This window comes from Microbacterium sp. As-52, assembly GCF_049949185.1.
In the GTDB taxonomy this organism is placed as follows: Bacteria; Actinomycetota; Actinomycetes; order Actinomycetales; family Microbacteriaceae; genus Microbacterium; species Microbacterium maritypicum_A.
This window is the reverse complement of record NZ_CP188171.1, coordinates 3,150,112-3,176,388: the sequence shown is the minus strand read 5'-3', so window position 1 is coordinate 3,176,388 and position 26,277 is coordinate 3,150,112. Positions and strand designations below refer to the sequence as shown.

Below are 26,277 nucleotides of genomic sequence, written 5' to 3'. Positions count from 1 at the left end.
GGGTCAGGTCCGGGAGATTCCGAGCGTCGCCAGAGTCAGCGACGTCCGCCTCAGGGGGATGCTATTCGGAGCGGCGCTCGTTCGCGGCTGAGCCGCGTGGGTCTCCACGACCACGGCTGTCGTGCGCCAGAGCAGCCGATAGAGCATGACCGCTGCGACGAGTCCGCAGAGAAGACCGAGGACGCACAGCACAGCGCCCGTGACCGGGTCTACTTGTGCAGCGCCCGTGGCGAGCTGTATCACGACGCCTGCGGGTGCCGCAGCGGCTGCGTCAGCGCCTGATTCATCGGCGTCGAGCGACGTGCTGGCGGTAGTTGACGCCGTGGTGACATCGGCACTTCCGTGCTCGGCTGCGCCGACGGCGAAGATCAGGAGGAGTGTGAGCCCGATGATGCTAATGAGCCGCATTATCATCTGGCTGCGATCCGGCCGCCCGTGGCAGGCGACCCGGATCGAATGGAACACGATTCGATTGTAATCGTCGCTCCTACTTCTTCCTTTGAATGAGCCGTAATCACTCGGTCACTCCCCGCGCTTGCGTCGACGGTGCACCACGAGCACGGTCGCCATCGCCAGAACTCCCAGCACGACGACGCCTCCGACGACCGCCAGGGCCACGACGCTCTCATCTGCCCCGTCAGCGCGCGGCTCTCGGTCGGTATCTTGTGTGGGCGCCGCCGAGTTGGTGGCGTCGGTCGGCATCGGGGTACTGGTCAGCGCTGCTCCTGGTTGAGTACGGGTGCCTTCGTTCCCGCACGCCGGTGCGTCCCAACCGAGTGCGACGGTCGCCGTCGGATCCGCTGCGTAGTCGAACTGGTATGACTCGGAGATGGGGTGCCCGTCGCTGGACACAGCGTTCCAGAGCACCGTGTAGGTGCCCGACGCTCCGAGGGCGACGGGGGTGGTGAGCACGTTGAGTTCGATGGTGGAGCACGACGACTCGTAGAAGAGCCCGTCGGGGCCCTGCACCTGGGCGAAGCTCGTCTGGCTGAAGTCGATGAGCTCCCCGCTGAAAGTCAGTGCGACTGTGTCGAGGTTGGTGACTGTCTCGCCCGCCGATGGCACAGCGTCGGTGAGATTGTCATGTGCGGAGGCTGGGGTTGCGGTCAGCAGCACGATTGCGACAGCGGCGGCGCATACGGCACCGCTCACGCGGCGGATTCGGGTGGAGACGGATGTCATGAGATGGCCTTTCGAGTGGAGTGGAGGGGTCGGTCGACCTCCTGTGGTGAGCGAGTGGAGTGCCCGCTGAGTATGTAGTCGACGCTGAGGCCGAAGAGGAGCAGCATCGGCGCCGAGAGCAGGATCACCATGCCGGCTGCTTGTTGGTCCGCCATCGGCTCCAGGCCCCATTGACGACCCATCGCCCCGAACCAGCTCGCAGCAATCAGGCCGCTCTGAAGCAGCACCCAACTGCCTACACTCGCCAGCGCGGCAGCCGATCCGAACACGACAACCACACGCATCCGCCGGGGATATGTGCCGGCAGGACGGAGGATCGCAGCGGTCACCAAGCTTCCCGCTACGAGCAGCGCGACGACGCGCAATTCATGCACCAAGGGATCGGCGAGGGAATCGCGCAAGAGGCCAGTGGCGGATACGCCCCACACGATAAAAGCGAACGTGCACATCGCGACTATGGGGTGGCGCAGGAAGAGGACGATCCGCGAGCGCTCCCCTGCTTGCAGCCACTCGCGGATTCCACGACTCCCATCGGTGCGGTTGGTGATTCCCTCCAATGCCAGGCGATATGGCGCGCCAAACACGAGGAGGGAGGGAACCACGAGGAGCATGAGCATCCGTCCCGCCGCGTCGACGCTGTGGAGGTAGTCGGAGTAGACAGCGACCGCCCCACCGTTCACCCAAGCCAGCAGCACCATCCCGCTGATCCAGGCGAACGTGCGCAGGCCGCTCCACCCCTCGCCGCGTTGCCGCAGGCGACGGACACCCATCAGATAGAAGAAGACTCCGAAACCTGCGACCACCGCCCACAAGAGATTCACGTCGTTCCCGCTCAGCCAACCGACGAGTGTGAGTTCGGGTGGAAGCGGTGCTTCGGTGAGGATCTCAGCCGGTGTCGTCAGCGCCGGAGCTGAGGTGTCTGCCGGCGCTGGCGTGCGGGCGAGCGCCGCTGCGGCACCACTCGCGATGCCCATGACCGCGAACTCGACGGTGACGAACGTCCAGAACGGTGCCCGCTCTCCGACCCCACGGCGGATGTACCACCGACGGTGCGCGACACCCACGACGCCGAGGAGCGTGAGCGCCACCACCTTCACCAAGAGCACAGCTCCGTACGCGCTGAGAAGTTCTCGCCAGCCGCTGACAGACGTCATCGCGCGGGCGACTCCGGACACGGAGACGACCACGAAAGCGACGAGTGCGATGGTCGAGTATCGCTCGACGATTGCCCGCAGACGGTGCTCGCGCGCAGACGGCCTGAGGAACACCAGCGCGAGAAGACCGCCGAGCCATACCGCCGCGCTGGTGATGTGCAGCACGAGCGACATGACCGCAGCATCATGATTGGCGAGGCTTCCGGAATGACCTTGCGTGGCCATCGGGACCAGCGACGCCAGCGAAAGGAACGTCAGCAACAGCGCGGCCGCCCATCCCCGGAACGCATACGAGATCACCGTGAGTATCGCGGCCATCACTGTTGTGATGAGCCAGACGCGACCCAGCTCCGTCTCGAGGAGGAATCTGCCGAACTGCTGACCGAATCCCGGGCCGAGTGACACCTCAGGATTGAACGATGACAGGAAGGTGAGATAACCAGTGACTCCTGCGCCGATGGTGAGCACTGCGGCACCGATGGAGGCGACATCCAGGGCGGTATCGAACTCCTTCTCGCCCTGTGTGAGAGCGTACGCAGCAAGGACGGCCGATCCCACCATGACCGCCGCCCCGAGGTTGACGATGAGCTTCGCGACCGGCAGTCCCCACCGGACGACCGCGCCGGGGTCGCTGGTGACCCGTGGATCAGCCCCGCCACCTATCACCAATCCCAGAAGGAGCGCGACCAGCGCCGAGGTGAGCAGGAGTGCGGGTCCGACCAGTCGGAGCCCCCTGGCGTTCACGGGAGGTCTCCGGAGCCGCCCGTGGTCGGCGCGTCCTCGTCGTCGGATGACGCGGTGTCCGGCGCGGAGCAGGCGGACGTTTTCGGCAGCATCTGGACCGCGGGTGCGAGGGCTTGCAACGCGGCATCCGCGGAGAGCTTCGTCGTATCGACGTAGGCCTGGGCTGCGGGCGTTCGGCCGTAGGTCGTCAAGCGCAGGTAGGGGGAATCTTGTTCGTCGACGATCCAATCGACGGAGTTGATGGTCACGCATTGCAGCGTCGTCGGTGCTGGCGGCTCGAGCCCGCAGGTAAAGACGACGATGGTCGGGTCTCCCCATGCGGCGGTCGCTTGGGCATCGGTCGTGCGACCGGTGAACTCTCCGACGGCTGCGGGAAGCCGAACCGTCACGTCGGCGCATTCGGGGGCGTTCGCATTCGTCGCAGGTTTCAATGCGACAGTGGACGCGCATCCCGAAAATGTCGCGAGCAGGCCGATGAGTGCGCCGGCTCCGAGGATTAGGTTCCGCGAAACGGCGCGCCGATTGACTGAGACCTCGGCGGGGGTCGGGGTGAGGGGCGTGTTCTCCAAGTCATCTCTCCAAGCTGTCGACGACGTGCGTCGATCCGCATCCGCGCGATGGCACGGATGAAGGCGGCACTGAGCCGGAGAGTCAGGTTCGGGAGATCTGCAGCCGCGCGAGGTCAGGGCGCAGCAGATGTGGTCCCTGAATGCGCGGAATCGATGCGCGGTGCGCGGAGTCTCGTGAAGGGGCTTGCATCGGGATGCGGAGTCGCGCGCGGGAGAGTCGGGCGAATACCAGCACGCCGAGAAGCGCGCCGACTATGCACACAGCGGCGGCGACATCAGATGATCCAGCAGAGGACACCGCGGACTGGTCTCGTTCGTCGTGCTCACTCGACAACGAGAAGCTTTCCGGTGACGCTGTGGCTGACGTCGCAGTCTCAGCGTGGACAGTGCTCGCGATACCGAGCGTGAGAAGCAGAGCAATAATGATCCCGAAGAGCACCCTCATCGCAAGCGGCCCGCGGGGGACGTGCGCTGAGCGTCCGGTGTTCGTGCGCCGCATCATCCTCTCCAGTCTACGTTGCGGTCGCCCGGCGAAACTCCACACCCGCATCCAGAGCTCGAGCGCACCGCTCTGTTGAAGGATAAGTCAGCAAGCACTGTATAGTCATTGCATGCTGACCATTGCTTCTCGTCTCGACGTGATGAACCGATTGGGGCGCGCCATGGCTGACCCCACTCGTTCTCGGATTCTGCTGGAACTGCTTTCCGGGCCGGGATACCCGGCGCGCTTGTCCGAGGCACTGGATCTGTCTCGCACCAACGTGTCGAACCATCTCGCGTGTCTTCGAGGGTGCGGCATCGTGGTCGCGACACCGGAGGGACGTCAGACGCGGTACGAGATCGCGGATCCGCATGTGACTCGAGCCATCACTCTGCTGGTGAACACGGTCCTCGCGGTCGACGACGGAGAGGCGTGCACGGACGAGAACTGTGACGTGCCTCTATGCTGCTCGCCTACCGACAGGTCGATGGAGGAGATCCGATGAGCGAGGAATGCTGCGGCCCGGTCGAGCCACGCCAGACGAGAACTGTCCGTCGGCTCGAGCTACGCCAGCCCTCTGCCGCCGCAGACGCCTGCTGCGGACCCGACCCCATCACGTCCGATTCATCATCGAGGCGAACGCCGCTCCTGGAGGACGACGCCTGCTGCGGACCGGCTTCCCCCCGCGACGCGGATCATTCGCGCGGGGACGCTGAGCACGAAGAACGGCCACCGCTCTGGCGCGACACCGCGCTCCTGCCGTCCGCGGTTGCCGGCGTGATGCTGCTGGCAGGTTATGTCTTCGAGTGGTCCGGACTGCCGGTTCCGGCGCTTGTCCTCCAGACGGTCGCACTCCTCGCGGGTGCGTACACGTTCGTCCCCGGGGCGATCCGCCGCCTGGTGCGGGGCCGACTCGGCGTCGGCCTTCTGATGACCATCGCCGCCATCGGCGCCGTAGCTCTCGGCCACGTGGGCGAAGCTGCAGCGCTGGCGTTCCTGTTCTCGCTTGCCGAAGCTCTCGAGGATCGGGCTATGGATCGGGCGAAGGAGGGACTACGCGCGCTGCTGTCGCTGATCCCGGAGACCGTGCGTGTCTCGCGCCTGAACGGTGACGTGACGATCCCCGCCGCGGAGGTCCGCGAGCTCGACATCCTCGTCGTCGGTGCGGGAGAACGGATCGCGACGGATGGCGTGGTGGTCGAGGGCCGCTCCGGCATCGACACGTCTGCCGTGACGGGCGAGTCGATCCCGGTGGAGGTCGGACCGGGACACGCCGTCCCCGCGGGATCGGTGAACGGGGCTGCGACGTTGCGGATCGAAGCAACCGCCGACGGCCGCGACAATTCCCTCACCCAGATCGTCGAGCTGGTCGAGCAGGCGCACGCCCGCAAGGGCGAGCGGGCCCGCCTGGCGGACCGGATCGCCCGCCCACTCGTGCCGGCCGTGCTCATCATCGCAGCCCTCGTGGCCGTGTTCGGGTTCATCGTCGGGGATCCCGGCCTGTGGATCGAGAGGGCGCTCGTCGTGCTCGTCGCCGCGTCCCCGTGCGCTTTGGCCATCGCCGTTCCGGTGACGGTCATCAGCGCCATCGGTTCGGCCTCGAAGTTCGGTGTGGTCATCAAGTCCGGCGAGGCCTTCGAACAGTTCGGCACCATCCGCACCGTCGCGCTCGACAAGACCGGCACCCTCACGCGCAACGAGCCGGAGATCGTCGCCGTCGTGCCTGCTCACGGTCGCTCCCGCGAGGAGATCATCTCCCTCGCCGCCGCCCTCGAGACCACGAGCACTCACCCGCTTGCCGCCGCCATCATTCGCGCCGCGTCCGACATCCCCGCAGCGACAGATGTCGTCGAAGATGCCGGCCACGGCCTCACCGGCCTCGTCGGCTCCACCCGCGTGCGGGTCGGGAACGCACGCTGGCTCTCGGAACTGGGTGAGCTCACCAAGTCCGCCGACGAGATGGCCGGAGACGGTATGACCGTCGTCGTCGTCGAGACCGACGGTCAGGTCTCGGGCCTCATCGGCGTGCGGGACGAACTGCGCCCCGAATCCGCCGAGACCATCTCCATGCTGAACGCGCAGGGCATACGCACCGTCATGCTCACCGGCGACAACCAGCGAACCGCCTATGCCCTCGCCGCCCGCGCCGGCATCAGCGACGTACGCGCCGAGCAACTCCCCGCCGACAAGGCCGCCGCCATCACGGCCCTCGTCACGGAGAGTCCGACGGCCATGGTCGGCGACGGCATCAACGACGCCCCCGCCCTTGCCACCGCGACCGTCGGGATCGCGATGGGTGTGAAAGGCTCAGCTGCGGCCATCGAATCCGCCGACATCGCCTTCACCGGTAACGACCTTCGCCTCATCCCCGCAGCCCTCGCCCACGCCCGCCGCGGACGGCGCATCATGACCATCAACATCGCACTCGCCCTGGCCATCATCGTCGTTCTGTTCCCCCTCGCCTTGTTCGGCGTTCTCGGCCTCGCTGGTGTCGTCCTTGTCCACGAGGTCGCCGAAGTGGTCGTCATCCTCAATGGCGTCCGTGCCGCCCGACGCCGCGGGATCGGATTCTCGCGGTGACGACTTCGGTTTCCGCGTCGACGGACTTCGTTACGGAAGTTCGGGGTTTGGACGCATCACCACTGAAGTTGTGCTTCAGCGAGTGTCAGAGCGAGCGTTCGGCGCGTATCGGAGCAGCATCACCTTGAGGCAGCGCGGTAAGCCGCGTCCACCTATGCATGCCGGACAGACGTTGACTCGTGGTCGGCGACCGTCTCGGTCTCGAGTTGAAAGGTCGAGTGCGCGACCGAAACTTCGAAGTGTTCAGCCACACATTCCCGAATGTCACCCAACACCGTCATGGCGTGTCCGTCCTGGAAACACTCGTCGCGAACTATGACGTGCGCGCTCAGCGTGGGCAACCCAGTGGCCACGGTGGATGCGTGAACGTCATGCACATCGACTACATGCTCGAGCTTGAGAATGTGTGCCCGCACGTCCTCGAGGTCCAGGCCTTTGGGAGTGAACTCCATGAGAACACTGCCGGTCTCACGCATCAATATGAACGCGCGGGGGACGATGAGAGCGGCGATGAGTATTCCTGCGAGAGCATCTGCCTGCTGAAACCCTGTCGTCGCGATGACGATGGCCGCGACGATGACACCGAGTGAACCAAGAGCATCGTTGAGAACTTCGAGGAAAGCGGCCCTCATGTTGAAGTTCGCGCCACGACTCGATGCGAGCACCGCGATTGCAACGATGTTGGCGGTGAGCCCGATGATGCCGAAGACGAGCAACTCCCCCGCTGGTACTTCTGGCGGCTCGAACAGGCGACGGATACCTTCGATTGCCGCGTAGGTTCCGACCGCCAGGAGCAGCGCCGCTTGGGCGAGTGCTGCTATCACTTCAATCCGTCGAAAGCCCCAGGTGCGCTTCGAGCTCGGCGGGCGCAGCATCAACGTTGCCGCGATGAGCGCGACGAGAAGTCCTGACGCGTCGGTGATGACGTGCGCGGTGTCCGTGAGCAGAGCGAGGCTGCCGGTGATGACGGAGCCAACCGCCTGCGCCGCCACGATGGCGACGGTGATGGCGAAAGCGATCCAGAGACGGCGGCGGAAGTCTCCTGGCATGCCTTCTTCGGTCATGGTTGGCCCGTGGTCATGTCCCGCACCCATTACACTGCCCTTTCTCTGTCGCTTCGTAAGTGCTCACACAGCACCAAGTCCTTTCCAGTGGCGCCTAGCAGCGCTTCCGCGGCAACCATCACGACCCGCAGAGCCTCAGGATGCGCGAGGCCGTACCACGTCGCGGGGCCGTCTGGTCGAGCGACAGCAAGGCGACATTCAATGAGGAATCCAAGGTGCTTGCTCACGGTCGACTGCGCGAACCCCATGTGCTCAACGAGGTCGCGCACTCGATGCTCTCCGGACGAGAGATGCTGAACGATAGCCAGTCGCGTGGGGTCAGCGAACGCCTGGAAAAGGTGTGCGTACGCGTAAGTCGCCTCCGCGTCCAACTTAAGCAAGTCGCGTTCTATCATCGCCATACGACGATGATAGAACGCAGTCGCTACACCGTCACGGTTCGACGGCAACTGATAAGGACATTCACTTGCACTGGGCATGAAGCATGAAGGTACGTTCGCTCATTGACACTGCGAAGATCAACGCACGCGCCACGCAAGTCGGTACGCGTGAGAAGATGACTTCATGGATCCACTTGAAGTTGGTCGCATCGCGCTCTCTGATGCCGTGCGTGCCTATCTGAATGGACCGCCTCACGAGAAGACCGGCCCGATGAAAGCGGCGGGTGCGGCAGTGTTCCAAGCGCGTCAGCATTTCGAACTCGCCGACGGAACGAAGGACATCCTCGGCCGCAGCCCCGGCTACCGGGCTTGGTTGGCAAGTGCGCTCGCTGCAACTGGCCTTCCCCGTCAACGTCAGTCGGGATTCCTTTCCGCTCTCCGCCATCATGTCTCCACCGAGATGCGCGCTCGCCTCTCACCGGAAGTGCTTCAGATTCACGGGGTCGCACCTGTCGATGCCGCGACTCGGACCCGACTACGCCGTCGAAGTGAGCGGCTGCAAGCTGACCTTCGCTCTTCACGGAGGTTGCCGCCACTCGATGATCCGAAGGAGATCGTCAAGCTCCTCGAGACCGTCACCGTTGCCTTAGGTCGTATCCACTACGACACACGCGACGCCGATGTCGAGTCGGCGCTAAGCCGGCTGGGAGATGCGCTGAGCCGGATCTCCGCGTCAGGTCCGGAGAACACCGAAGAGATCTACTTCTAGACATTCCCAAAAGCCCCCGTGCTCGTCAGCACGGGGGCTTTCTCGTGCCCGCAGAAGTTTTCTGAGCAGTGCTGAAGCAACCCGGCGAGGTACCTGGCGTCCGCATCTCAGCACGTCAGGAATCTTCATGGTCAACCCCTCCCCCCGCACTCCCGTCGTAGGTCGCCTCCGATTCGCCCACCAGCTGCAGGGAGTCCCCGAGTCACTGGACTCCTGGCGTGTCACCACCGACGACTCGACGGTCGCCAACTCGCTGCACCGGGTTCTCGGCGGAACGGCTCCACGCCCTTGGCCGGGGCCGTCGCAGGACACGCTCGAGGTCCTGACCGCCGCGTCCGAGCTGAACGTCATCATCACCTCCTCCATGTCGTTCCAGACCCGGTTCTTCCGCAAGAACACGGACCCCGACTACACGAGCACCGGAGACGAGCTCATCCTCCCGGACAGCTCCCGAGTTCCCGACCCGGACCGCGAACTCAGCCTGCTGCAGCGACGGCGGCGGGCGCGCGACACCGGAGAACGGCCTGTCACCAGCCTGTACTGCCAGCTCGCCGCAGCACCGGACCTGGGGACGCTCCTGTTCCGGTCCACTTCATGGGACCTCGCTGAACGCCTCCGCCGAGCGGACATCCCTCAACGGCTCGAAGCCGCTGGTCGCGATGTTCCGGCGACGCTTCGCATCTCAAAGACCCCGACCGGACGCGCCACCCTCTCGCACGCGACCGCACACCTTCTTCTCAACGACTGACCCAGACAAGAACCGACCCTCATGCTCTACTCCGAACTCATCTCCCGCCTGAACGTGACTGGCCGCACGAGCGACGGCATCCTTGCTGTCTGTCCAGCGCACGAGGACCGTCCCGAGAACCCGCATCTGCGGATCACCATCACCGAGCACGGCAAGGTCCTCATTCACTGCCGGGTCGGATGCTCCAACAAGACCGTGCTCAAGGCACTCGATATGACGCTCCGCGACATCGCGACCATCGACATCTCTGACGCGCCGCCGCTCCGCTCCTCAACGTCGAAGACCCCCGCGGGGGTCGCGGAGATCGCTGCCCTCGCGACGCAGTTGGACACGTGGTCGGCCAACCTCGACGACGACGGCCGCAACTATGCCCAGCGTCGGTTCGGGATCACGAGCGCAGATGCCGAACGACTGCAGCTTGGCTCGGTGACCCAGGGCGGCGTCCGTCGACTCGTCGTCCCGTTCCTGACGCCGCAGGGCGTCCCCCGCGGCTACCAAGGACGAGATATAGACGGAACGCACGCCGTGAAGTGGCTCGGACCGAAGAACCCGAGGGGATCGGCATGGAGCCGGATGGCGTGGCTCCCGGGCTCCACGGACTGGAACGAGGTCCTCATCGTCGAGGGCCCCGGCGACGGGCTGACTGCCGCCGCCATCGGGTACGACGCCATTGCCATCGCCGGTGCCGCGGGAGTGAACGCTAGCAACGCCGACGAGATCGCCTCGTGGGTAGACGGTCGGCCTGTGGTGATCTGCGGAGATGGCGACACCGCCGGCAGCAACTTCAACTCCAACCTCGCCAAGCTCCTCGTCGAGCGCGAAGTCTCCGTGCGAGTTCTTGACGTGCCCGAGGGCCTCGACCTCTCCGACTGGCGCGCGCAGGAGGGCGAAGCCTTCCGACCACTCCTCATGCATGCCATCGCCGAGAAGAAGCCGCTCGCTTTGGTCGAAGTCTCCCGTCGCTCCTGGAACGAGAAGCTCTACTCGCTCACCGACCTCGGGGCGGCTCGCTACCTGCTCGCCTACATCAAAGGGCTCGGCGCTGATCTCCGGTACACACCGGAGACAGGCTTCATGACCGTCGACAAGGGCGTCTGGCGTCCTGATGGAGTTCAGCAGGTCCGTACCTGGGCTCAACAGGTCGCCGACATCGTCCGCGCTCATGCTGCGGTAGAGGTCCAGAACGCGGAGGGGAAGGCCCGTGACAGCGACGAACAGGAGCGAGCGACGCGCTGGTCTCGATTCGCCGCGGCGGTGCAGTCCTCGAGAGGCCTCTCCGCGATGGTCCGCGAGCTCCAAGCTCTCCCCGGCGTCGGCGTCAGCTTCACCGCGTTCGACCAGCACAACCACCTGGCCGCGTTTACCAACGGGGTGGTGGATCTGCGCACCGGTGACCTCGGCCCGCACGATCCCTCGTTACTGCTCACCAAGTCATTCCGATTCGACTACGACCCTGAAGCCACGGCGCCCCGATGGGTGCGCTTCATCGAAGAGGCCCACCCGGAGAAAGAGGGCGTCGTCGAGTACTTCCAGGTGCTGCTCGGCTACGGGATCACCGGCCACACGTCCGAGGCGTGCTTCATCGTCAACTACGGCGTCAAGGGCGGCAACGGCAAGAGCACGATGCACGAAGCGATTGCAGACGTCTGCGACGACTTCACCGTCACGACCGCATTCTCGGTGTTCGAGGAGAAGCCCGCCGGAGGGATCTCGAACGACACCGCGGCTCTCAAGGGCGCCCGGTTCGCTCTCGCATCCGAGGGCAACGCGGGCAAGGCGATGGACGAGGCCAAGCTCAAGAGCGTGACTGGCGGTGACCGCGTTACCGCGCGGTTCCTCCACAAGGAAAACTTCACGTTCAAGCCGAACTTCCTGCTGCTGCTGGCCTCGAACAACAAGCCAGCCTTCAAGGGACAGGACGGTGGTCTCTGGCGGCGCGTCAAGATGATCCACTGGAACCACTCCTTCACCGAGGCCGGGACCGCCGATCCGAACCTCGGGGCCACGCTGCGTAGCGAGGCACAGGGAATCGCCACCTGGTTGGTTCAGGGTGCCGTGCGCTGGCATCGCGAAGGACTTCGTGACCCACAGTGGATCAAAGACGCGACGAAGACCTACAAGGCCACGAGCGACGCTCTCGCAGGGTTCTTCCCCGGCAATTTCGTCGCCGACGCGAGCTCGCGCTGCGATGGTGAGCCGCCCCCTTCATTCGGTCCGGACGTTCTGTGAGTCGTCGGTTTCCAATTGATGGGTGCACTGTCGAGCGTACTCGGCTGGGGGTAGGTAGCCGAGCGAGGAGTGCCGGCGGTGGTGGTTGTACTCGTCCTTCCAGTCGCCGATGATGACCTGCGCGTGCAGCAGCGAGTAGAAGCTGTTGATGTTGAGGCACTCGTCGCGGATCCGGCTGTTGAACGACTCGACGTACCCGTTGCGCCACGGCGAGCCCGGAGGGATGTAGGACAGGCCGGTGCGGGTGCCGGCCCAGTCGGCCATCGCCTCGCTGATGAACTCCGGCCCGTTGTCCGACCTGAGCACCGCCGGGGCGCCCCGGGCGGCGACGAGGTCCTCGAGGTGGGCGGTGAGTCGGTCGGCGGTAATCGAGCGCTCCACGAGGCCGCCGATGCACTCCCGGGTGTGTTCGTCGACGATCGAGCAGATCTTGATCGGTCGGCCGTGCTCGTCGGCGTCGAACTGAAAGTCCACCGCCCACACCACGTTCGGCGCGTCCGCCGTCGGCGCGTCGACGGTCGAGGACCCGACGCGCTTGCGTCGACGCCGCTGCGGGACCCGGAGCCCTTCGTCACGCCACAGGCGTTGGATCTTCTTGTGGTTCACCACCCACCCCTCGGCGCGGGCGTCGTGATACGCCCGCCGGTACCCGTAGCGGGGATGGTCCTTCGCCCAGGCGCGCAGCCACTCCCTGAACGCCCGATCCGGGTCCGCGACCGTGTCGCCCTTGAGCGGTCGCCGATACGCGGAGCGGCTCAGCCCGACCAGACGGCACGCCATCCGTTCGCTCACCCGCAGCTTGCGCTTGAGGTGATCGACGGCGGCGCGGCGCCTGTCCGGGCTTAGAAGTTTCCCTCAGCCAGCTCCTTGAGCGCGGCCTTCTCCAGCTCCGCTTCCGCGAGCAGACGCTTCAGGGTCGCATTCTGCTTCTCCAGCTCCTTCAGGCGCTTTGCGTCGTCGGCCTTGAGGCCGCCGTACTGGTTCCGCCACCGGTAGTACGTCTGCTCGGACACCACGAGCTCCCGGCACACCGCCGCGACGTCCTGACCGTCGGCGAGCATCCTGTCGGCCTGCCCGAGCTTACGGACGACCTGCTCCGGGGTGTGACGCTTCCTGCTGTTCGTCATGATCTGACCAGTCTCCCTGCCCGCGACCGCGGACAACAGGACGACTCTCATAACGACTGGACCTACGAAACGGGGTCAGCCCAATGGGGCAACGCTCTACGAGTCGTACACCGCGTGGACCAAGGCCGAAGGACTTCCCCTCAAGGAGGTGTGGACGCGGCGCGCGTTCTATGGAGCGCTCACAGAACGCGGCCTCGTTCAGCGCAAGACCAACAAGGGTCAAGCCTTCGACGGGATCCGTCCCGCCAACGACGCGGATCGTGCGAAGGCAGCAGAGGAGGACAAGGCGAACTCCGTCGCGTTGCCCTCGCCAGAGACCGCGGTGACCGCGGTGACCGCGTCGGTCCGCGACGTCCCTTCTCTCGACGACTGGCTCGCCGAGGCGCCCACGCCCGACCCCATCCCCGTCTGAGGCACGTCCATCATGCAGATCATCATCGATTCCCCAGAGTTCTCGGCTGACCTCGCAGCGATGCGCGAGGCATTCGCCTCAACGAACATCATCGCCGTCACGATCCCGCCTGTGGACATCTACCAGCCGAACGCGAGACTGACCCACGTGGCGTTGGCCGCCGACACAGGCGCCTGGGTCCTGCGGGTTGACCTGTGGCGCCAAGTCATCAGGGACTCTCTGGGCGGTGGCCACCGGCTCGTGATGCACGACGCGGCCCACACCATGGAGGCGCTCGACCGACACCTCGGAGTCACCATCGAGCAACTCGCCGGAGCGACCTTCGACACGCGGGTGCTCACACACCTCTTGGACCCGCGACCCCGCAAGGACGGCGGTTCCGGGCACTCTCTCACAGAAGCAGTACGACAGTACCTCGCGCCGGAAGCGCCGAGCACCGAGAACGTGGCCGATCCCGAACTACTGGGCGTACGCGCACACCTGATCCTCAGCCTGTTCAGAAGGATCGCCCCGATGATCCATGAGCTCGACCTGACAGCCTTGGCCACAAAGGAGCATCGGCTCCAGGCACTCACGTCGACGATGGCGCGGCGAGGTGTCCGCGTCGACCGCGAGTACACAAAGTCGCTGAACGACGTTCTCGGTAACGACGCAACTCGCTGGACCCTTCAAGCAGCTCGATACGGCGTGACCAGCGTCCAGAACCCTTCGCAGGTCGCTTCGGCACTTCTCGCCATGGGTGAGCACTTGACTGAGCGCACCAAGAGCGGAGTGTTCAAGGTCGACAAGACCGTCCTTCTGCCTCTCGCCGACCTCACCGAAGACGGTGAGCGGAGAGGAAGAAGGAATCCGAACTCGCTCGCAGAGGCGGTCATTCACGCGCGACGAGCGCAGGGGTGGAAGGAGTCGTACACTCGCCCCTTCCTCTTCCAGACCGATGTCGAGGGTCGTATCCATCCGTCCATCACGACGCTTGCCGCGCGCACGGGACGCATGTCGCTCTCCCGCCCAGCACTCCAGCAGCTGCCCTCCAAGGGCTGGTCAGTGCGGAGGTGCATCATCGCGGATCCTGGCCAGGTCATCATCTCGCTCGACTTCAAGCAGATCGAGATGCGAGTGCTTGCCGCACTGTGCGGAGACCAAAGGATGCTCGACGCGATCCTAGGCGGACAAGACCTCCATAACTTCACGGCGAGCCTCGTCTTCGGGCGGAACTTCACGTCGCGACAACGGGATCTGAGCAAGCAGATCGGTCTCGGGAAAGTGTACGGCGGGAGCGCTTCTACAGTGTCCCTCCAAACCGGTATCCCCGAGGCGCAGGTGGAGCCGGCGATGCGCAAGTACGACGAGCTGTTCCCCGGCATCAAGCAATACGGGAAGCGACTCATCGCCGATGCGCGTCGGCGCGAGCGTTTCGAGGTCGTGAACGTTCACGGTCGACTTCTGCCCCTAGATGGATCACGCGCGTTCACCGCGACCAACTACGCCGTTCAGTCCGTTGCGCGTGACATTCTCGCGGACTCCTTGATCCGCCTCTACGACTCCGGCTACGGCAACAACCTGTTGCTGCCGGTACACGATGAGGTCGTGGGACAGGCTCCGGTCGCCGAGGCCGAGAAGACGGTACTCCGGATGAAGGAAGTGATGGAGACGGACTTCATGGGTGTGCCCATCCTCGCTGATGCAGAGGTCTACGGCCCGTCCTGGGGCCACGGTTACGGCGCAACCGCGTAGACGCTCGTCGCGCGCAGCGGTGAACCCCGAGCGGCATGAAGAGCTCGCCGACCGCCTCGATCCCGAGCCTCAGATAGCGAAGCCGTCATGCAGATCAACGATCCGCATGACGGCTTCGTCGTTTCCGCTGTCGAGTTCGGGCGGGCCTTTGACGCGGCACAGCAGCTGCCTCCCAGCGTCATGTAGCCCTCAAGCGATATTGCGTCGACCACCCCTTCGTTCCGACCCGACCCGAACACTCTCGCCAGTTGGCGCGATTTTCGGCTTGACCAGCGTGTTCGCCTGCTCGCGAACCCGACCTGCAACCAGCAACCGACAGGCAGTGCGCTCATTTCGAGGCGGACCGCATAGGGGGACTACGGAAGCAACCGATTCGGGTCACCTGAGCGGGCGTGCTGAGGCACGTTCCCGCAGGCGCGCCGGGCCGCTTCGGAGCTTGCCGCAGGGTAACCGCGGCAAGCGCTAACCCCACAACTGAACACCTTGACCGAACCACATCCGAACCACGCAAATCATTTCGCGTGACTTCCGAAAGACCCTCATGAACTTCAACGACATCTTCATCACGCCCGACAACGAGACGCGGGAGCAGCTGACCGCCGAGCAGGAAGCCCACCTCATCGCAGAGGCGCGTCGGGAGGTCAATCAGCGCCGCCGCCCGCACTTCGAGCAGCTGCTGTGGCAGTACATCCCCGCTCTGCGCGGACGGGCTGCCTCTGAGTACCGCCGCATGGGCGGCTCGGTCGACATCGACGAAGTCCGCTCCAACGTCCTCGCCGGCTTCACGGAGGCGGTGTTCACGAACAAGGCGGGGGTGCGACTCATCCAGACGCTCGAGCGTTCCATCCTCCGTGCCGCAGACGAAACGAACATGCAGGGCGCCATGACCATCCCGGCCCAGCGACGCCGCGAGTATCGCACCGCGATGACTGAGGCGGGCGGCAACCTCGATTCCGCCATCGCGCAGGCACGCGGCGTCCTCGCGGAAGCGTCGATGCGCGCCCTGCACAGCGCGCTGGGCGGACACTCCAGCATCGACGAAGACACCGCGCACTCGAGCATCGCGCTCGACCCCTATGACGACATCGACTGCGTCCTCGACGTGGCGCGCGCACTCGCCGCGTTGACCGCCGGCAGCGACGGGAAGACCGGCCCCCTTCTCATCATCAATCGAGCATTCGGTCTCAACGGCGACGACAGCGCCGCCGACGCGGTCATCGCTAAGGAACTGAAGCGGGCCGCACTCGACAACCCCGACGCGAACGGCGCACGGTGGACGCCCTCGCGGGCAACCATCCAGCGGGTTCGGGAGACCGCGCTCGCTCTGATGCACGACGCGCTGTGCGCCGGCCACGACCCTCGTTGCAACCGCGTGCACTGATTGCCGATGGGCGCGTGTCCGACGGTGAATGCACCCCGGGCGCGCGCCCACATCCCGAGCATGGATCATGATCCGGGCTTGCCGGTTAGGTGACTCGGAACCGTAGGTCGAACGACAACGAAGTCATTACCTAGGAGATCCGCACCCTCCTGTAACGCGCGGAACGAGTTCATGAGGATCCGGCCGCGCTGCCAGAATCCTCGTTCGACCAACTCGCGTCGAACGCGATGCCACGGTTGCATGCGCCCGCGTGAGTATGTCGATCCCTCGCGCCCCTTCAGGCAAGCAACGTCGAGAAGCCTTCGGACGCGGCAAATCGCTGTGACCAAACGGTGGTGTCGAGTTGGCGATTGAGTCTCCGCCCACCTTCGTCTTACGCATCGGCGAGCGCTCCGAGACGGCCTGAACAATCGCGCTCAGCGCTTGCGGGCACGGATCGCGGCCTGACCATTCGAACGGTCCTCCCGGAGCGATAATCGCCCATACGAGGTCTGAAGGTTGCGCGCACGTTCCTCCCGTACATTGCTAGTTGCGGATCGATCTGCCGCGCCTGGGAAATCCACCCCGAGCGGCGCGGGGCGTATCGCCCGCTCCGCTAGCGAAATCCGCAGACATCGGTAAGATTTCTAGTAACGCGCGTGCCTTCATGCTCACCATGGCCGTGGTCATCCCGACCACCGGGTTCATCCTGCAGCGGTTCACGACGCGTCAGGTCTTCATCGCCGCGATGATCGCGTTCTCGCTCGGCACGCTCGTCGCGCTCGTCGCCCCCGGCTTCGCCGTGCTGCTCGTCGGCCGTGTGATCCAGGCGGCCGGTACCGGCATCATGATGCCGCTGCTCATGACGACGATCATGAACGTCGTGCCGCCGCAGTCCCGCGGTCGCATGATGGGCCGTGTCGGCCTCGTGATCTCGCTCGCTCCCGCCATCGGCCCGACCCTCGCGGGTGCGGTGCTCGAACTCGCCAGCTGGCGCGCGCTCTTCGGAATCATCCTCCCGATCTCCCTCATCGCCCTGTTCATGGGCGTCAAGTGGATGACGAACCTGGGTGAGACCCGCGCCGTGCCGCTCGACGTGCTGTCGATCCCGCTCGCGGCGCTCGGCTTCGGCGGCATCGTGTTCGGACTCAGCCAGTTCGGCGGCGAGGGCGGATCGGGCGAGACCGCCGGCATCATCTCGCTGGTGGTCGGCGCGGTGTCGCTCGGCCTGTTCGTCTGGCGTCAGCTCGTGTTGCAGCGCGTCGACGACGCGCTGCTCGATCTGCGCGTGTTCCGCTCCAGCAACTTCACGCTGTCGGTGATCATCATGTCGATCCTGGCGCTGTCGATGTTCGGCACGCTGACGCTGCTTCCGCAGTATCTGCAGAACGTCGCCGGTCTCAACCCGCTGCAGTCCGGCCTGATCCTGCTTCCGGGCTTGCTGCTCATGGGGCTGCTCGGGCCCGTCATGGGCCGTGTCTACGATGCGCGCGGCACGCGTCCGCTGCTCATCCCCGGCACGATCCTGGTCTCGGCGTCGCTCTTCTTCTACTCGACGGTGGGCGAGCACACCGTGTGGTGGGTTCTCATCATCGTGCAGGCGGCGATGTCGGTCGGCCTGGCGATGTCTTTCACGCCGCTGTTCTCCGCCTCGCTCGGGTCGCTCCAGCGATCGCTGTACTCGCACGGTTCTGCGGTGCTGAACACGCTGCAGCAGGTCGGCGGCGCGGCCGGTGTCGCGCTGCTGCTGGTGACGTACTCGTCGATCCTGCACGCGGGCGAGCAGGAGGGGCTGTCGACCGCGGGCGCCGGCGCTCCCGGCGCCCGCATGGCGTTCCTCATCGCGGCGATCATCTCGCTCGCGGCAGTGGCGCTCAGCCCGTTCGTCCGCAAGCCCGCGGACGATGCCGGCGAGGGTTTCCACGGCGGTCATTGACCCTCCGTAGAGGGCCTGCGATGGCGTCTGCCGCTTACTCGCTCTTCGGGGCGGGGAACTGGCAGACGCCATTGCTGCAATAGCCGACAGCATCGCCCTCGAGCAGATTCAGAGAGTCCAGGAGCGGCTGCAGCCCGACGGGCGCTTCCTGCTGCACGGAGTCCTGCTGCGTTTTCTTCATCCCTCGATCGTACGCCCGCCCGGAGGCGGTGGCGCCGAACCTGCCCGGGAGGCGTCGACAGCGGGCGGACAGCTGTTCTCCCCTACGGTTGATCCATGCTCACACGACTCCTCGCCCGCATCTTCTGGGCGTTCAGCAGATGGACGCTCGTGAGCGAGGCCGCGCCGACGCGCCCGACCGTGCTCGTGGGCGCGCCCCACACGTCGAACTGGGATTTCGTCCTGATGCTCGCCATCGCCTGGAAGCTCGATATCGACGTGCACTGGCTGGGGAAGAAGAGCCTCTTCCACGGCTGGAGAGGACCGGTCATGCGTCGCCTCGGCGGCATCCCCGTCGACCGCGCCGATCCGGCACGCGTGGTGAAAGACGTCGTGAGCCAAGTCCACGACGGCACGGTCTTCGGCCTGGTGGTCACCCCGGATGGCACCCGCGGCGGCAACGAGTACTGGAAATCGGGCTTCTACCGGATCGCCCGAGAAACAGGCATGCCGGTGACGCTCGGGTTCGTCGATCGGACGACCATGACCACGGGACTCGGGCCGACGATCGACCTGACCGGCGATGTCGCGTCGGACATGGACCGGATCCGCGCGTTCTACGCCGACAAGGCCGGCGTGCGCCCGGAACGACGCACCGAACCACGGCTGCGTGAAGAGGATGCGGCTACGACCGAGACCGACGACGCGTAAGCAACCGAGCCGTGCACGCAGGAGGTCATTCCTCGTGCTCGGCGTGCGAGCGGGCGTACTCGAGGTCGTCGTCGCTCAGCGATTCCACCATCCCGACCACGGCGCCGGTGATGACGCGGATCTCCTCGCGCACCTCCTCTTCCAGGTGCGGGGTCTTGCTGTCGAGCACCGCCCGGCGCCCGTCTTCCGAGAGTTCGGACCACCAGTCGCGGATCGGCGGGAGCGTCATCGTGCCTTCTTTCGTTCTGCGGGTGCACGCGTCTGGACAGCACCGGAGTGCGGAATCCACACTGAGACCATGACATCAGAACCATCTGGTCGTGGGGACGGTCTCGACGACCGTGCCGACGGACGCGACGAGACCGCGAATGAACGCGCGGATCGCAACTGGGACGAGCTGTTGCAGGAGTTGCGCGTCATGCAGACCGGTACGCAGATCCTCACCGGATTCCTCCTCGCCGTCGCCTTCCAACCGCGTTTCACCGACATGGACGAGCTCCAGCGAGATCTGTACGTCGTCCTCGTCGCTCTCGCTGCGGTGGCGACCATCCTCGCACTCGCGCCGGTGGGGATGCATCGTGCACTTTTCGGCCGCCGTCGCAAGCCCGACCTCGTCCGCATCGCCGCCCGGATCGTCCGTATCGACCTGGTCGTCATCGGTGCCCTGACCATCGGCGTGACGACCCTGATCGTCGATTTCACGGTGGACCGTACGGCGGGGATCATCGCTCTCGTCGCAGCGGTCGTCCTGGTGGTATCCCTGTGGGTGGCGCTGCCCCGGGTCATGCGTGGCCGTCCTCTCGTCCGCGGAGCCGCCGACGAGTGACGGCGATTCCGCGGACGCGAGAGGGCTCAGCGACCCGCCGGACTCCGGTTCTCCGCACTGACCATCCACGCGAACTGCTCGAGCCGCTCGATGATGGCGTGCAGGAGGTCGGCCGAGGTCGGGTCCTCTTCGTCGACGGCGTCGTGCACGTCGCGCACCGTTCCCACCGCGGCCTCGAGGCGCTCGGTGATCAGGTCGATGGTCTCCGTCGTCGACACTTCCCCCGCAGGGAACTCGGGAAGCGACGTCGTCTTCGCGATGGTCGCGCTGCGCCCGTCGGGGACGGCGTGCAGCGCACGCATGCGCTCCGCGATCGTGTCGCTGAAGGTCCGTGCATCGTCGATGATCTCGTCGAGCTGGCGATGCGTGTCGCGGAAGTTGCGTCCGACGACGTTCCAGTGAGCCTGCTTTCCTTGGATCGCGAGATCGAGCAGGTCGACGAGCACCGCCTGCAGGTTGTTCGCGAGCGTCGTCGAGGCGGTGAACCCCTTCTCCGCGTTCTGCTGCCTGGTCGTCTTCGCCGCGCCCTTCGTCGAGCCGCCGGTCTTCGTGGTCTTGCTTTCAGCCATGGTGTGACCTCCTACCGGTGACGCTAGCCGGGGCGGCGACGCGCGGCGAGGGGGTTGACACCGTGGGGAGGCGACCCGGAATGTGGCTCGGGTGAATGACGCAGACAACGTGAAAGCAGACTCCGTGAACGAAGACTCCGTGAACGAAGATCCGAGCAGAACCCGGCCGGCGATCGTGATCTCCCCGATCGGCGACGCGGATGCCGGCGAGGTGCTGACCGTGCAGCGCGCCGCCTTCGTCTCGGAGGCCGCGATCTACGGGAGCGTCGACATGCCGCCGCTGACGCAGACGCTCTCCGAGCTGGAGGCGGAGCTGCGGTCCGAGTCCGGGCTGACGGCGCGCATCGACGGGCGCCTCGTCGGTGCCATCCGCTACGTCGAGAAGGACGGTCTGCTCCTGATCGGCAGGATCGCGATCGCCCCCGATATGCAGGGCGAGGGAATCGGGAGGCTGCTGCTCGAGAGCGCCGAGAAGGCCTCGGGCGCAGACGTCGCCGAGCTGTTCACCGGAAGCCTGAGCGAGGCGAACATCCGCCTGTACGAGTCGTGCGGCTATGAGGAGCATGAGCGGGTGCCCGACGGCGACGGCACCGCGCAGGTGTTTCTGCGCAAGAACCTGCGAGCAGGGTAAGAGCCTCCTCCGAATCCGCGCAAGGGGGTTGAGACGATCTCCGAGGTCCGGCATCGTGGCCCGGACATGCCGCGACCGTGGCATGCCCCAACCGGAAGGAGAGTCTCGTGCTCACCCTCACCGACAACGCCTCCGCCATCGTGACGACCCTTGTCAGCCGTCAGACCGACGCACCGGATGCCGGGCTCCGCATCCACTCCACCGAGGCCCAGGGACCCGAGGGCGGTGCACGCCTCGCCGTGCTCGTCGCCGCGGACCCCGAGCCGCAGGACCAGGTCGTGGAGGTCGCCGGCACCCGGCTGTTCCTCGATGAGTCGGCGGCCGCTGCACTCGACGACAAGATCCTCGATGCCGGCGTCGACGACGAAGGCTCCGTGTCCTTCGCCGTCACCCCTCAGGTCGCCTGACCGAAGGATTCCGGATGCCGCGGCCGATGGGGTCGCGGCATCCGTCTGCCTGCACCGCGTAACCTGGAAGAAGCTCGCACACCCGTGCGAACTCTGGAAAGGCCACCGTGAAGATCTCTCTGCTCCGCCGCTTCGTCGTCCTCGCGGAGGAACTGCATTTCCCGCGTGCGGCGGAAAAGCTCGGCATCCCGCTGGCTTCCCTCTACACGTCGATCGACAAGCTCGAAGCCGAGGTCGGTCATCCGATCGTCCATCGCGAAGGCCCGACCCGGCTCACCCCTGTCGGCGAACTCCTCCTCGTCGAAGCGAAGGCAGAGGTCGCCGCGGCTCCGGAGCCGGTGCGCAATGCACCCGCCCCGGCCGGAGGAAAGGCCAAAGCATCGAAGGGCAAGGGCCGCACGCCCGCCGTGAAGGGGCAGCCGAAGCCGTACAAGAAGCGTCAGGGTCGATAGCGGGTCAAGTCGCTCGGCGAGGGCCTCTGGGCGAGGTGCTCAGTCCCAGTCGAGGTACTCCTCGATGACCACGGCGGTCTCGATCGGGTGCGTCATCGGGAACATGTGATCGGCCCCGTCGATGCTCTTCACGCTCGCGCGCTCCGGCGCCGTCGACTGCAGCTGCTCTCCGTTTGCGAACGGAGCGTCGATGTCCTTCGTGCCCTGGATGATGAGGATCGGCATCACCGGCGCGAGCGGAATGTCATTCTCTTCGACAGCCAGCAGGGCCAGGCCGTTCACGCGATCGGCGTGGGCCAGAGCGAAGGCCCGTGCGACGGTACCGCCGAAGCCATGGCCGCCGATCCAGGTGTCGCCCAGACCGACGTGATCGATCACGGCGAGTACGTCTTCGACCCGATCCTCCAGCGAGACCTCTTCATGCTTGACCTCGGCGCGATGACCGATGCGCAGCACGTGGAAGCCCGCCTCCTCGGCGAGGTAGTGCGCGACGACGCCGAGAACATCCGCCGCCAGATCGCGCTCCTGGATCAGGACGAGCTTGACGGGACCGTCGCCCTCGTCGACGAAGGGGATCGCGCGGCCGTCGGGCTCGAAGATCTGGGTGTCGGTCATCGGCGTCAATCTCCTCGTGCCGTCAGGGTCAGGAACTCCGGCGGAACGTCCACGGTGGACGCCAGCGACCGAACCGCGGCCGAAGCCGCCATGTTCCAGCGTATCCCGACCCGGCGGTCAGCAAGACGTTCCGGCAGCGGATCAGCAGAGTCGGCCGCTACCAGGCCCGCCCGCGAAGATCGATCGTGCCCTCGGGCCACCTGCGCGGTGGGGAGCCGAGCGGGAGTGTCAGAATCGGTGGCCCCGGAGGCTGCGTGGTGGGCTGACCGGCGCGATCGATCGAGTGCTCCGCTGCAGAGACGCGGTGCCATCCGCAGGATTCGTAGAAGGCGACGACCTCTTCACGGCATCCGAGGTACCCGAACGCGATGCCCCCGGCCTCCGTCATCGATGCGGCTGCGCACTCCATGAGCTGGGCGCCGACCCGCTCTCCTCGTGCCTGCGGGGCGATCAGAACCCCACCGACTCCGGCGATCACGACCTCGGCTGCACCGACGCTGATGGTGCGCCGCGCCCAGCCGACGTGTCCCACCACGGCATCATCGAGTCGGGCGATGACATGGAGGTCGTGCGGCGCGTAACCGTAGGGCTGATCAGGATTCCACACCCCGAGTTCCGCGGAGTACTCGGCGTGGAAAAGCTCCCGCAGCCCTGCCAGGTCGTTCGTGGTCAGCCGATCGTGCGGGACGCTGTCGATGACGACGCTCGTCATGCCTCGACGACCTGCCCGGCCTCCACCCGCCACTGCCGGTCGGTCTGCACGGTCGCGAGCATCCGCCGGTCATGGGTGACCAGCAGCAGGGTTCCCTCGTAGGACTCGAGCGCCTGTTCGAGCTGCTCGATCGCGGGCAGGTCGAGGTGGTTCGTCGGCTCGTCGAGCACGAGCAGGTTGACGCCCCGCGCCTGCAGCAACGCCAGTCCGGCGCGGGTGCGCTCCCCCGGCGACAGTTCGTCGACAGCGCGCATCACGTGATCGACCTTGAGTCCGAACTTCGCGAGGAGAGTACGGACCTCGCCGGACGCCATCTCCGGCACGAGCCCCTCGAAGGCGACCGCGAGCGGCTGCGTGCCGACGAGCTGGGCGCGGGCCTGGTCGATCTCCCCGATCTGTACACTCGCACCGAGACTCGCCGTGCCCTCGTCCGGAAGCTGCCGCCCGAGCAGCCCGCGCAGCAGCGTCGACTTCCCCGCGCCATTGGGGCCGGTGATGCCGATCCGCTCCCCCGCGTTCACCTGGAGCGACACGGGCCCGAGCTGAAAGCTTCCCTGCCGGAACACGGCCGAGCTCAGTGTCGACACGACGGAGCTGGAACGCGGCGCCGAGCCGATGGTGAACTCGAGCTGCCACTCCTTGCGCGGCTCTTCGACCTCTTCGAGCCGGGCGATCCTGCTCTCCATCTGACGCACCTTCTGCGCCTGCTTCTCACTCGACTCGGCCGACGCCTTGCGTTTGATCTTGTCGTTGTCCGGAGCCTTCTTCATCGCGTTGCGCACACCCTGGCTCGACCACTCGCGCTGGGTCCGGGCACGAGCGACGAGGTCGGCCTTCTTGTCGGCGAACTCGTCGTACTTCTCACGCTGGTGCCGCCGGACCGTGGCCCGCTCCTCCAGGTACGCGTCGTAGCCACCGCCGAACACCCGGTTGCTGTTCTGCGCGAGATCGAGTTCCAGCACGCGGGTCACGCAGCGCGCGAGGAACTCGCGGTCGTGGCTGACCACGACGACACCGCCGCGGAGTCCGCGCACGAAGGCCTCCAGCCGCTCGATCCCGTCGAGGTCGAGGTCGTTGGTCGGCTCATCCAGCAGCGCGATGTCGAAGCGCGAGAGCAGCAGCGCGGCGAGCCCCACGCGGGCGGCCTGTCCGCCCGACAGCGAGGTCATCATCGCTGCGGCCAGGTCGTCGCCCAGGTCGAGTCCGAGGTCGGCGAGCACCACCGGAAGTCGCTCGTCGAGGTCGGCGGCACCGCTCGCCAGCCAGCGGTCCAGCGCGACGGAGTAGGTGTCGGCAGGATCGGTGCCAGGAGCGGCGAGAGACGGGTCCCCCAGGGCCGCTGCGGCAGCATCCATGGCTTCGGTCGCGGCCGCGCAACCGGTACGACGGCCGATGTAGTCGATGACGCTCTCCCCGACGATGCGTTCGTGCTCCTGCGGCAGCCAGCCGACGAAGGCATCCGCCGGTGAGAGCCGGATCGTGCCGGCCTGGGGCTCGTCGACACCGGCCAGCAGCTTCAGAAGGGTCGACTTCCCCGCCCCGTTCGCCCCGACGAGGCCGACGACGTCACCCGCGGTGACGGTCAGGTCGAGGGAATCGAACAGGGTGCGGTGGCCATACCCGCCGGCCAGCCCTTGGGCCACGAGTGTTGCGGTCATCCGTCAATCCTGTCACCCGTGCGGGTGGGCCGCGGACGCGGGTTCTCCGCGAGCGCCGATACGAGATCTCTCGAGTCGGCGGGTCAGCACGAGCGCGATCGTCAGCGGCACGGCCGCGACGACGCCGAAGGAGATGTCGATGAGCTGCCAGCCGAACGGAAGACCCCTGATCGCCCCGGCGATGAGTGCCAGCGGAACGATGCCCGCGCACATGATGAGTCCCCAGATGGTCACCCAGACGTTGCGGACCGGATCGATGAGCGGCCCGACGAAAGCGACCGCGATCGCCAGGTGGGCGAACGCCAGCCAGTCCGTTCCGTAGGCCAGGAACGGGTAGTCGGTGCCCGTGACGTCGAGCCCCTCAGCGACCCGTTGCACCCAGAATGCGAGATCTGGGAAGACCGCGCTAAGTCCTGTGTTGTTCAGGACGTCGCGTCCGAGCATCAACTCCTCGCGGAGCGGGAAGGCGGTGACCCCGCTCACCACGAGCCCGACGATGACGATGGTCAGGCAGGTGCGGATGAGGAACGTGCGGCGTCGGGCGAGCGCGGCCAGGTGCGACTCCGGTGTCTCAAATTCCATCGCGGCCTCCGGCCCTCACATCGAAGCGAAGAGAGCCTATGCGGTCACCCGGGTGGTCAGGGCGTCCAAGTCGCGGACGAAACGCGACAGCTCCTCCCCCGGCTCGACACCGACGATCGCCTGGGCGGTCCAGCCGACGTGGCTCGAGATTTCGCGGGCAGCCTCCCCCGTCAACCTGGCGGACAGCTCGATGCGCCCGGCATGGCGCGCGCTCAGCTGCAGCTCGCTCTCGACGGACTCGAACCGACGCTCGCCTGGCCACCCGCGCCACTCCTCATCGAGCCCCTGGAAGTAGCGCACGATCTCCGCGACGTCGTAGACGTAGAAGGTCAGCCGAGCGTCGAGCTGATTCCCGTGCAATCTCACCTGCAGGTATCGGAGCGTGCCCGCCGCATCGAACTGCGGATCGCTGAACGCGATCGACATACCGGCATCGCCGAGACTCGCGGTCAGCCGGGGCTCATCGATCACCATGGGTCCTCAGAC

The 26,277-nt window shown here is 66.1% G+C and carries 28 protein-coding genes and 1 pseudogene; 14 read left to right on the top strand and 15 right to left on the bottom strand.

Annotated elements, in window-relative coordinates; genetic code table 11:
* Positions 1 to 3 precede the first annotated feature (3 nt).
* From ACLFA2_RS15375 to ACLFA2_RS15360, 4 genes are all read right to left on the bottom strand, one after another.
* A complete protein-coding gene (locus ACLFA2_RS15375) occupies positions 4 to 408 on the bottom strand; it encodes a hypothetical protein (RefSeq protein WP_156149083.1) in 405 nt (134 codons plus the stop codon).
* Between the two features lie 114 nt (positions 409 to 522).
* Positions 523 to 1,182: a copper resistance CopC family protein gene (locus ACLFA2_RS15370; protein ID WP_426621586.1), complete on the bottom strand. Its 660-nt coding sequence runs from the start codon at positions 1,180 to 1,182 to the stop codon at positions 523 to 525.
* Entirely contained in the window at positions 1,179 to 3,080 is a 1,902-nt protein-coding gene (locus tag ACLFA2_RS15365) for a cytochrome c oxidase assembly protein (protein ID WP_149084822.1), read from the bottom strand. The genes ACLFA2_RS15370 and ACLFA2_RS15365 overlap by 4 nt, the downstream gene beginning before the upstream one ends.
* Positions 3,077 to 3,511: a DUF3515 family protein gene (locus ACLFA2_RS15360; RefSeq protein ID WP_282580674.1), complete on the bottom strand. Its 435-nt coding sequence runs from the start codon at positions 3,509 to 3,511 to the stop codon at positions 3,077 to 3,079. Before ACLFA2_RS15360 ends, ACLFA2_RS15365 begins: the two co-directional genes overlap by 4 nt.
* A gap of 749 nt (positions 3,512 to 4,260) precedes the next feature.
* On the opposite strand from ACLFA2_RS15360, the gene cmtR reads away from it, so the two are divergent.
* Together cmtR and ACLFA2_RS15350 are read left to right on the top strand one after the other, a co-directional pair.
* Positions 4,261 to 4,635: a Cd(II)/Pb(II)-sensing metalloregulatory transcriptional regulator CmtR gene (cmtR, locus tag ACLFA2_RS15355; RefSeq protein ID WP_101846729.1), complete on the top strand. Its 375-nt coding sequence runs from the start codon at positions 4,261 to 4,263 to the stop codon at positions 4,633 to 4,635.
* Between the two features lie 275 nt (positions 4,636 to 4,910).
* Positions 4,911 to 6,710 (top strand): heavy metal translocating P-type ATPase, encoded by a 1,800-nt coding sequence (locus tag ACLFA2_RS15350; RefSeq protein WP_149086071.1) that lies wholly within the window; start codon positions 4,911 to 4,913, stop codon positions 6,708 to 6,710.
* A 152-nt stretch (positions 6,711 to 6,862) separates the two neighbouring features.
* On the opposite strand, the gene ACLFA2_RS15345 is transcribed toward ACLFA2_RS15350, so the two are convergent.
* Together ACLFA2_RS15345 and ACLFA2_RS15340 are read right to left on the bottom strand one after the other, a co-directional pair.
* A complete protein-coding gene (locus ACLFA2_RS15345) occupies positions 6,863 to 7,804 on the bottom strand; it encodes a cation diffusion facilitator family transporter (RefSeq protein WP_101846731.1) in 942 nt (313 codons plus the stop codon).
* Positions 7,804 to 8,169, bottom strand: coding sequence for an ArsR/SmtB family transcription factor (locus ACLFA2_RS15340; RefSeq protein ID WP_200838708.1), 366 nt, complete (start codon positions 8,167 to 8,169; stop codon positions 7,804 to 7,806). The genes ACLFA2_RS15345 and ACLFA2_RS15340 overlap by 1 nt, the downstream gene beginning before the upstream one ends.
* A 169-nt stretch (positions 8,170 to 8,338) precedes the next feature.
* Here ACLFA2_RS15340 and ACLFA2_RS15335 point away from each other — a divergent pair, with 169 nt between their 5' ends.
* The 3 genes from ACLFA2_RS15335 to ACLFA2_RS15325 all read left to right on the top strand — a co-directional run bounded on the left by ACLFA2_RS15335 (position 8,339) and on the right by ACLFA2_RS15325 (position 11,900).
* Positions 8,339 to 8,923 (top strand): hypothetical protein, encoded by a 585-nt coding sequence (locus ACLFA2_RS15335; protein ID WP_149084821.1) that lies wholly within the window; start codon positions 8,339 to 8,341, stop codon positions 8,921 to 8,923.
* A gap of 127 nt (positions 8,924 to 9,050) precedes the next feature.
* Positions 9,051 to 9,671: a hypothetical protein gene (locus ACLFA2_RS15330; RefSeq protein ID WP_101846739.1), complete on the top strand. Its 621-nt coding sequence runs from the start codon at positions 9,051 to 9,053 to the stop codon at positions 9,669 to 9,671.
* A gap of 21 nt (positions 9,672 to 9,692) precedes the next feature.
* Complete coding sequence (locus ACLFA2_RS15325) at positions 9,693 to 11,900, top strand: phage/plasmid primase, P4 family (RefSeq protein WP_426621585.1); 2,208 nt, start codon at positions 9,693 to 9,695, stop codon at positions 11,898 to 11,900.
* On the opposite strand, the gene ACLFA2_RS15320 is transcribed toward ACLFA2_RS15325, so the two are convergent.
* Positions 11,877 to 13,027, bottom strand: a protein-coding gene (locus ACLFA2_RS15320) for an IS3 family transposase (protein WP_426621584.1) whose coding sequence is annotated in 2 segments (ribosomal slippage) — positions 11,877 to 12,757 and positions 12,757 to 13,027 — 1,152 coding nt in all. Because the reading frame shifts where the segments join, the coding sequence is not laid out codon by codon here. The genes ACLFA2_RS15325 and ACLFA2_RS15320 overlap by 24 nt on opposite strands.
* Before the next feature lie 148 nt (positions 13,028 to 13,175).
* Here ACLFA2_RS15320 and ACLFA2_RS15315 point away from each other — a divergent pair.
* The 4 genes and pseudogenes from ACLFA2_RS15315 to ACLFA2_RS15300 form a co-directional block, all read left to right on the top strand.
* On the top strand, positions 13,176 to 13,439 hold the full coding sequence (locus ACLFA2_RS15315; RefSeq protein ID WP_426621583.1) for a hypothetical protein: 264 nt from the start codon (positions 13,176 to 13,178) through the stop codon (positions 13,437 to 13,439).
* 12 nt (positions 13,440 to 13,451) lie between these two features.
* On the top strand, positions 13,452 to 15,173 hold the full coding sequence (locus ACLFA2_RS15310) for a DNA polymerase (RefSeq protein ID WP_149084819.1): 1,722 nt from the start codon (positions 13,452 to 13,454) through the stop codon (positions 15,171 to 15,173).
* Between the two features lie 541 nt (positions 15,174 to 15,714).
* Positions 15,715 to 16,554, top strand: coding sequence for a hypothetical protein (locus tag ACLFA2_RS15305; RefSeq protein ID WP_149084818.1), 840 nt, complete (start codon positions 15,715 to 15,717; stop codon positions 16,552 to 16,554).
* Between the two features lie 640 nt (positions 16,555 to 17,194).
* Positions 17,195 to 18,469, top strand: a pseudogene (locus tag ACLFA2_RS15300) (DHA2 family efflux MFS transporter permease subunit); the annotation flags it as partial.
* A 34-nt stretch (positions 18,470 to 18,503) separates the two neighbouring features.
* Here ACLFA2_RS15300 and ACLFA2_RS15295 read toward each other — a convergent pair.
* Positions 18,504 to 18,650 carry a hypothetical protein gene (locus ACLFA2_RS15295; RefSeq protein WP_168441045.1) on the bottom strand — a complete coding sequence of 49 codons (147 nt, stop codon included), beginning with the start codon at positions 18,648 to 18,650 and terminating at the stop codon, positions 18,504 to 18,506.
* A 95-nt stretch (positions 18,651 to 18,745) separates the two neighbouring features.
* On the opposite strand from ACLFA2_RS15295, the gene ACLFA2_RS15290 reads away from it, so the two are divergent.
* A complete protein-coding gene (locus ACLFA2_RS15290; RefSeq protein WP_021199575.1) occupies positions 18,746 to 19,339 on the top strand; it encodes a 1-acyl-sn-glycerol-3-phosphate acyltransferase in 594 nt (197 codons plus the stop codon).
* Positions 19,340 to 19,364: 25 nt separating this feature from the next.
* Here ACLFA2_RS15290 and ACLFA2_RS15285 read toward each other — a convergent pair whose 3' ends face one another.
* On the bottom strand, positions 19,365 to 19,568 hold the full coding sequence (locus ACLFA2_RS15285; RefSeq protein ID WP_021199574.1) for a hypothetical protein: 204 nt from the start codon (positions 19,566 to 19,568) through the stop codon (positions 19,365 to 19,367).
* A 69-nt stretch (positions 19,569 to 19,637) separates the two neighbouring features.
* On the opposite strand from ACLFA2_RS15285, the gene ACLFA2_RS15280 reads away from it, so the two are divergent.
* On the top strand, positions 19,638 to 20,165 hold the full coding sequence (locus tag ACLFA2_RS15280; RefSeq protein WP_167254566.1) for a DUF6328 family protein: 528 nt from the start codon (positions 19,638 to 19,640) through the stop codon (positions 20,163 to 20,165).
* Positions 20,166 to 20,191: 26 nt separating this feature from the next.
* Here ACLFA2_RS15280 and ACLFA2_RS15275 read toward each other — a convergent pair whose 3' ends face one another.
* Positions 20,192 to 20,734, bottom strand: coding sequence for a Dps family protein (locus ACLFA2_RS15275; RefSeq protein ID WP_167254567.1), 543 nt, complete (start codon positions 20,732 to 20,734; stop codon positions 20,192 to 20,194).
* A gap of 124 nt (positions 20,735 to 20,858) precedes the next feature.
* Here ACLFA2_RS15275 and ACLFA2_RS15270 point away from each other — a divergent pair, with 124 nt between their 5' ends.
* From ACLFA2_RS15270 to ACLFA2_RS15260, 3 genes are all read left to right on the top strand, one after another.
* Positions 20,859 to 21,365: a GNAT family N-acetyltransferase gene (locus tag ACLFA2_RS15270; protein ID WP_426621582.1), complete on the top strand. Its 507-nt coding sequence runs from the start codon at positions 20,859 to 20,861 to the stop codon at positions 21,363 to 21,365.
* Between the two features lie 107 nt (positions 21,366 to 21,472).
* A complete protein-coding gene (locus ACLFA2_RS15265; protein ID WP_017828684.1) occupies positions 21,473 to 21,772 on the top strand; it encodes a hypothetical protein in 300 nt (99 codons plus the stop codon).
* Positions 21,773 to 21,879: 107 nt separating this feature from the next.
* Positions 21,880 to 22,224: a helix-turn-helix domain-containing protein gene (locus ACLFA2_RS15260; RefSeq protein WP_021199570.1), complete on the top strand. Its 345-nt coding sequence runs from the start codon at positions 21,880 to 21,882 to the stop codon at positions 22,222 to 22,224.
* 39 nt (positions 22,225 to 22,263) lie between these two features.
* Here the strand turns inward: ACLFA2_RS15260 and ACLFA2_RS15255 are convergent, their stop codons facing one another.
* From ACLFA2_RS15255 to ACLFA2_RS15235, 5 genes are all read right to left on the bottom strand, one after another.
* The gene (locus ACLFA2_RS15255) at positions 22,264 to 22,839 is read right to left on the bottom strand and encodes an alpha/beta fold hydrolase (protein ID WP_021199569.1); all 576 of its coding nucleotides are present in this window, start codon (positions 22,837 to 22,839) and stop codon (positions 22,264 to 22,266) included.
* A 157-nt stretch (positions 22,840 to 22,996) separates the two neighbouring features.
* Complete coding sequence (locus tag ACLFA2_RS15250) at positions 22,997 to 23,551, bottom strand: GNAT family N-acetyltransferase (RefSeq protein WP_021199568.1); 555 nt, start codon at positions 23,549 to 23,551, stop codon at positions 22,997 to 22,999.
* Positions 23,548 to 25,209 carry an ABC-F family ATP-binding cassette domain-containing protein gene (locus ACLFA2_RS15245; RefSeq protein ID WP_167254571.1) on the bottom strand — a complete coding sequence of 554 codons (1,662 nt, stop codon included), beginning with the start codon at positions 25,207 to 25,209 and terminating at the stop codon, positions 23,548 to 23,550. The genes ACLFA2_RS15250 and ACLFA2_RS15245 overlap by 4 nt, the downstream gene beginning before the upstream one ends.
* A 12-nt stretch (positions 25,210 to 25,221) precedes the next feature.
* Complete coding sequence (locus tag ACLFA2_RS15240) at positions 25,222 to 25,791, bottom strand: hypothetical protein (RefSeq protein WP_167254573.1); 570 nt, start codon at positions 25,789 to 25,791, stop codon at positions 25,222 to 25,224.
* Positions 25,792 to 25,827: 36 nt separating this feature from the next.
* Complete coding sequence (locus tag ACLFA2_RS15235) at positions 25,828 to 26,265, bottom strand: DUF6228 family protein (RefSeq protein WP_167254575.1); 438 nt, start codon at positions 26,263 to 26,265, stop codon at positions 25,828 to 25,830.
* Between the last annotated feature and the right edge of the window lie 12 nt (positions 26,266 to 26,277).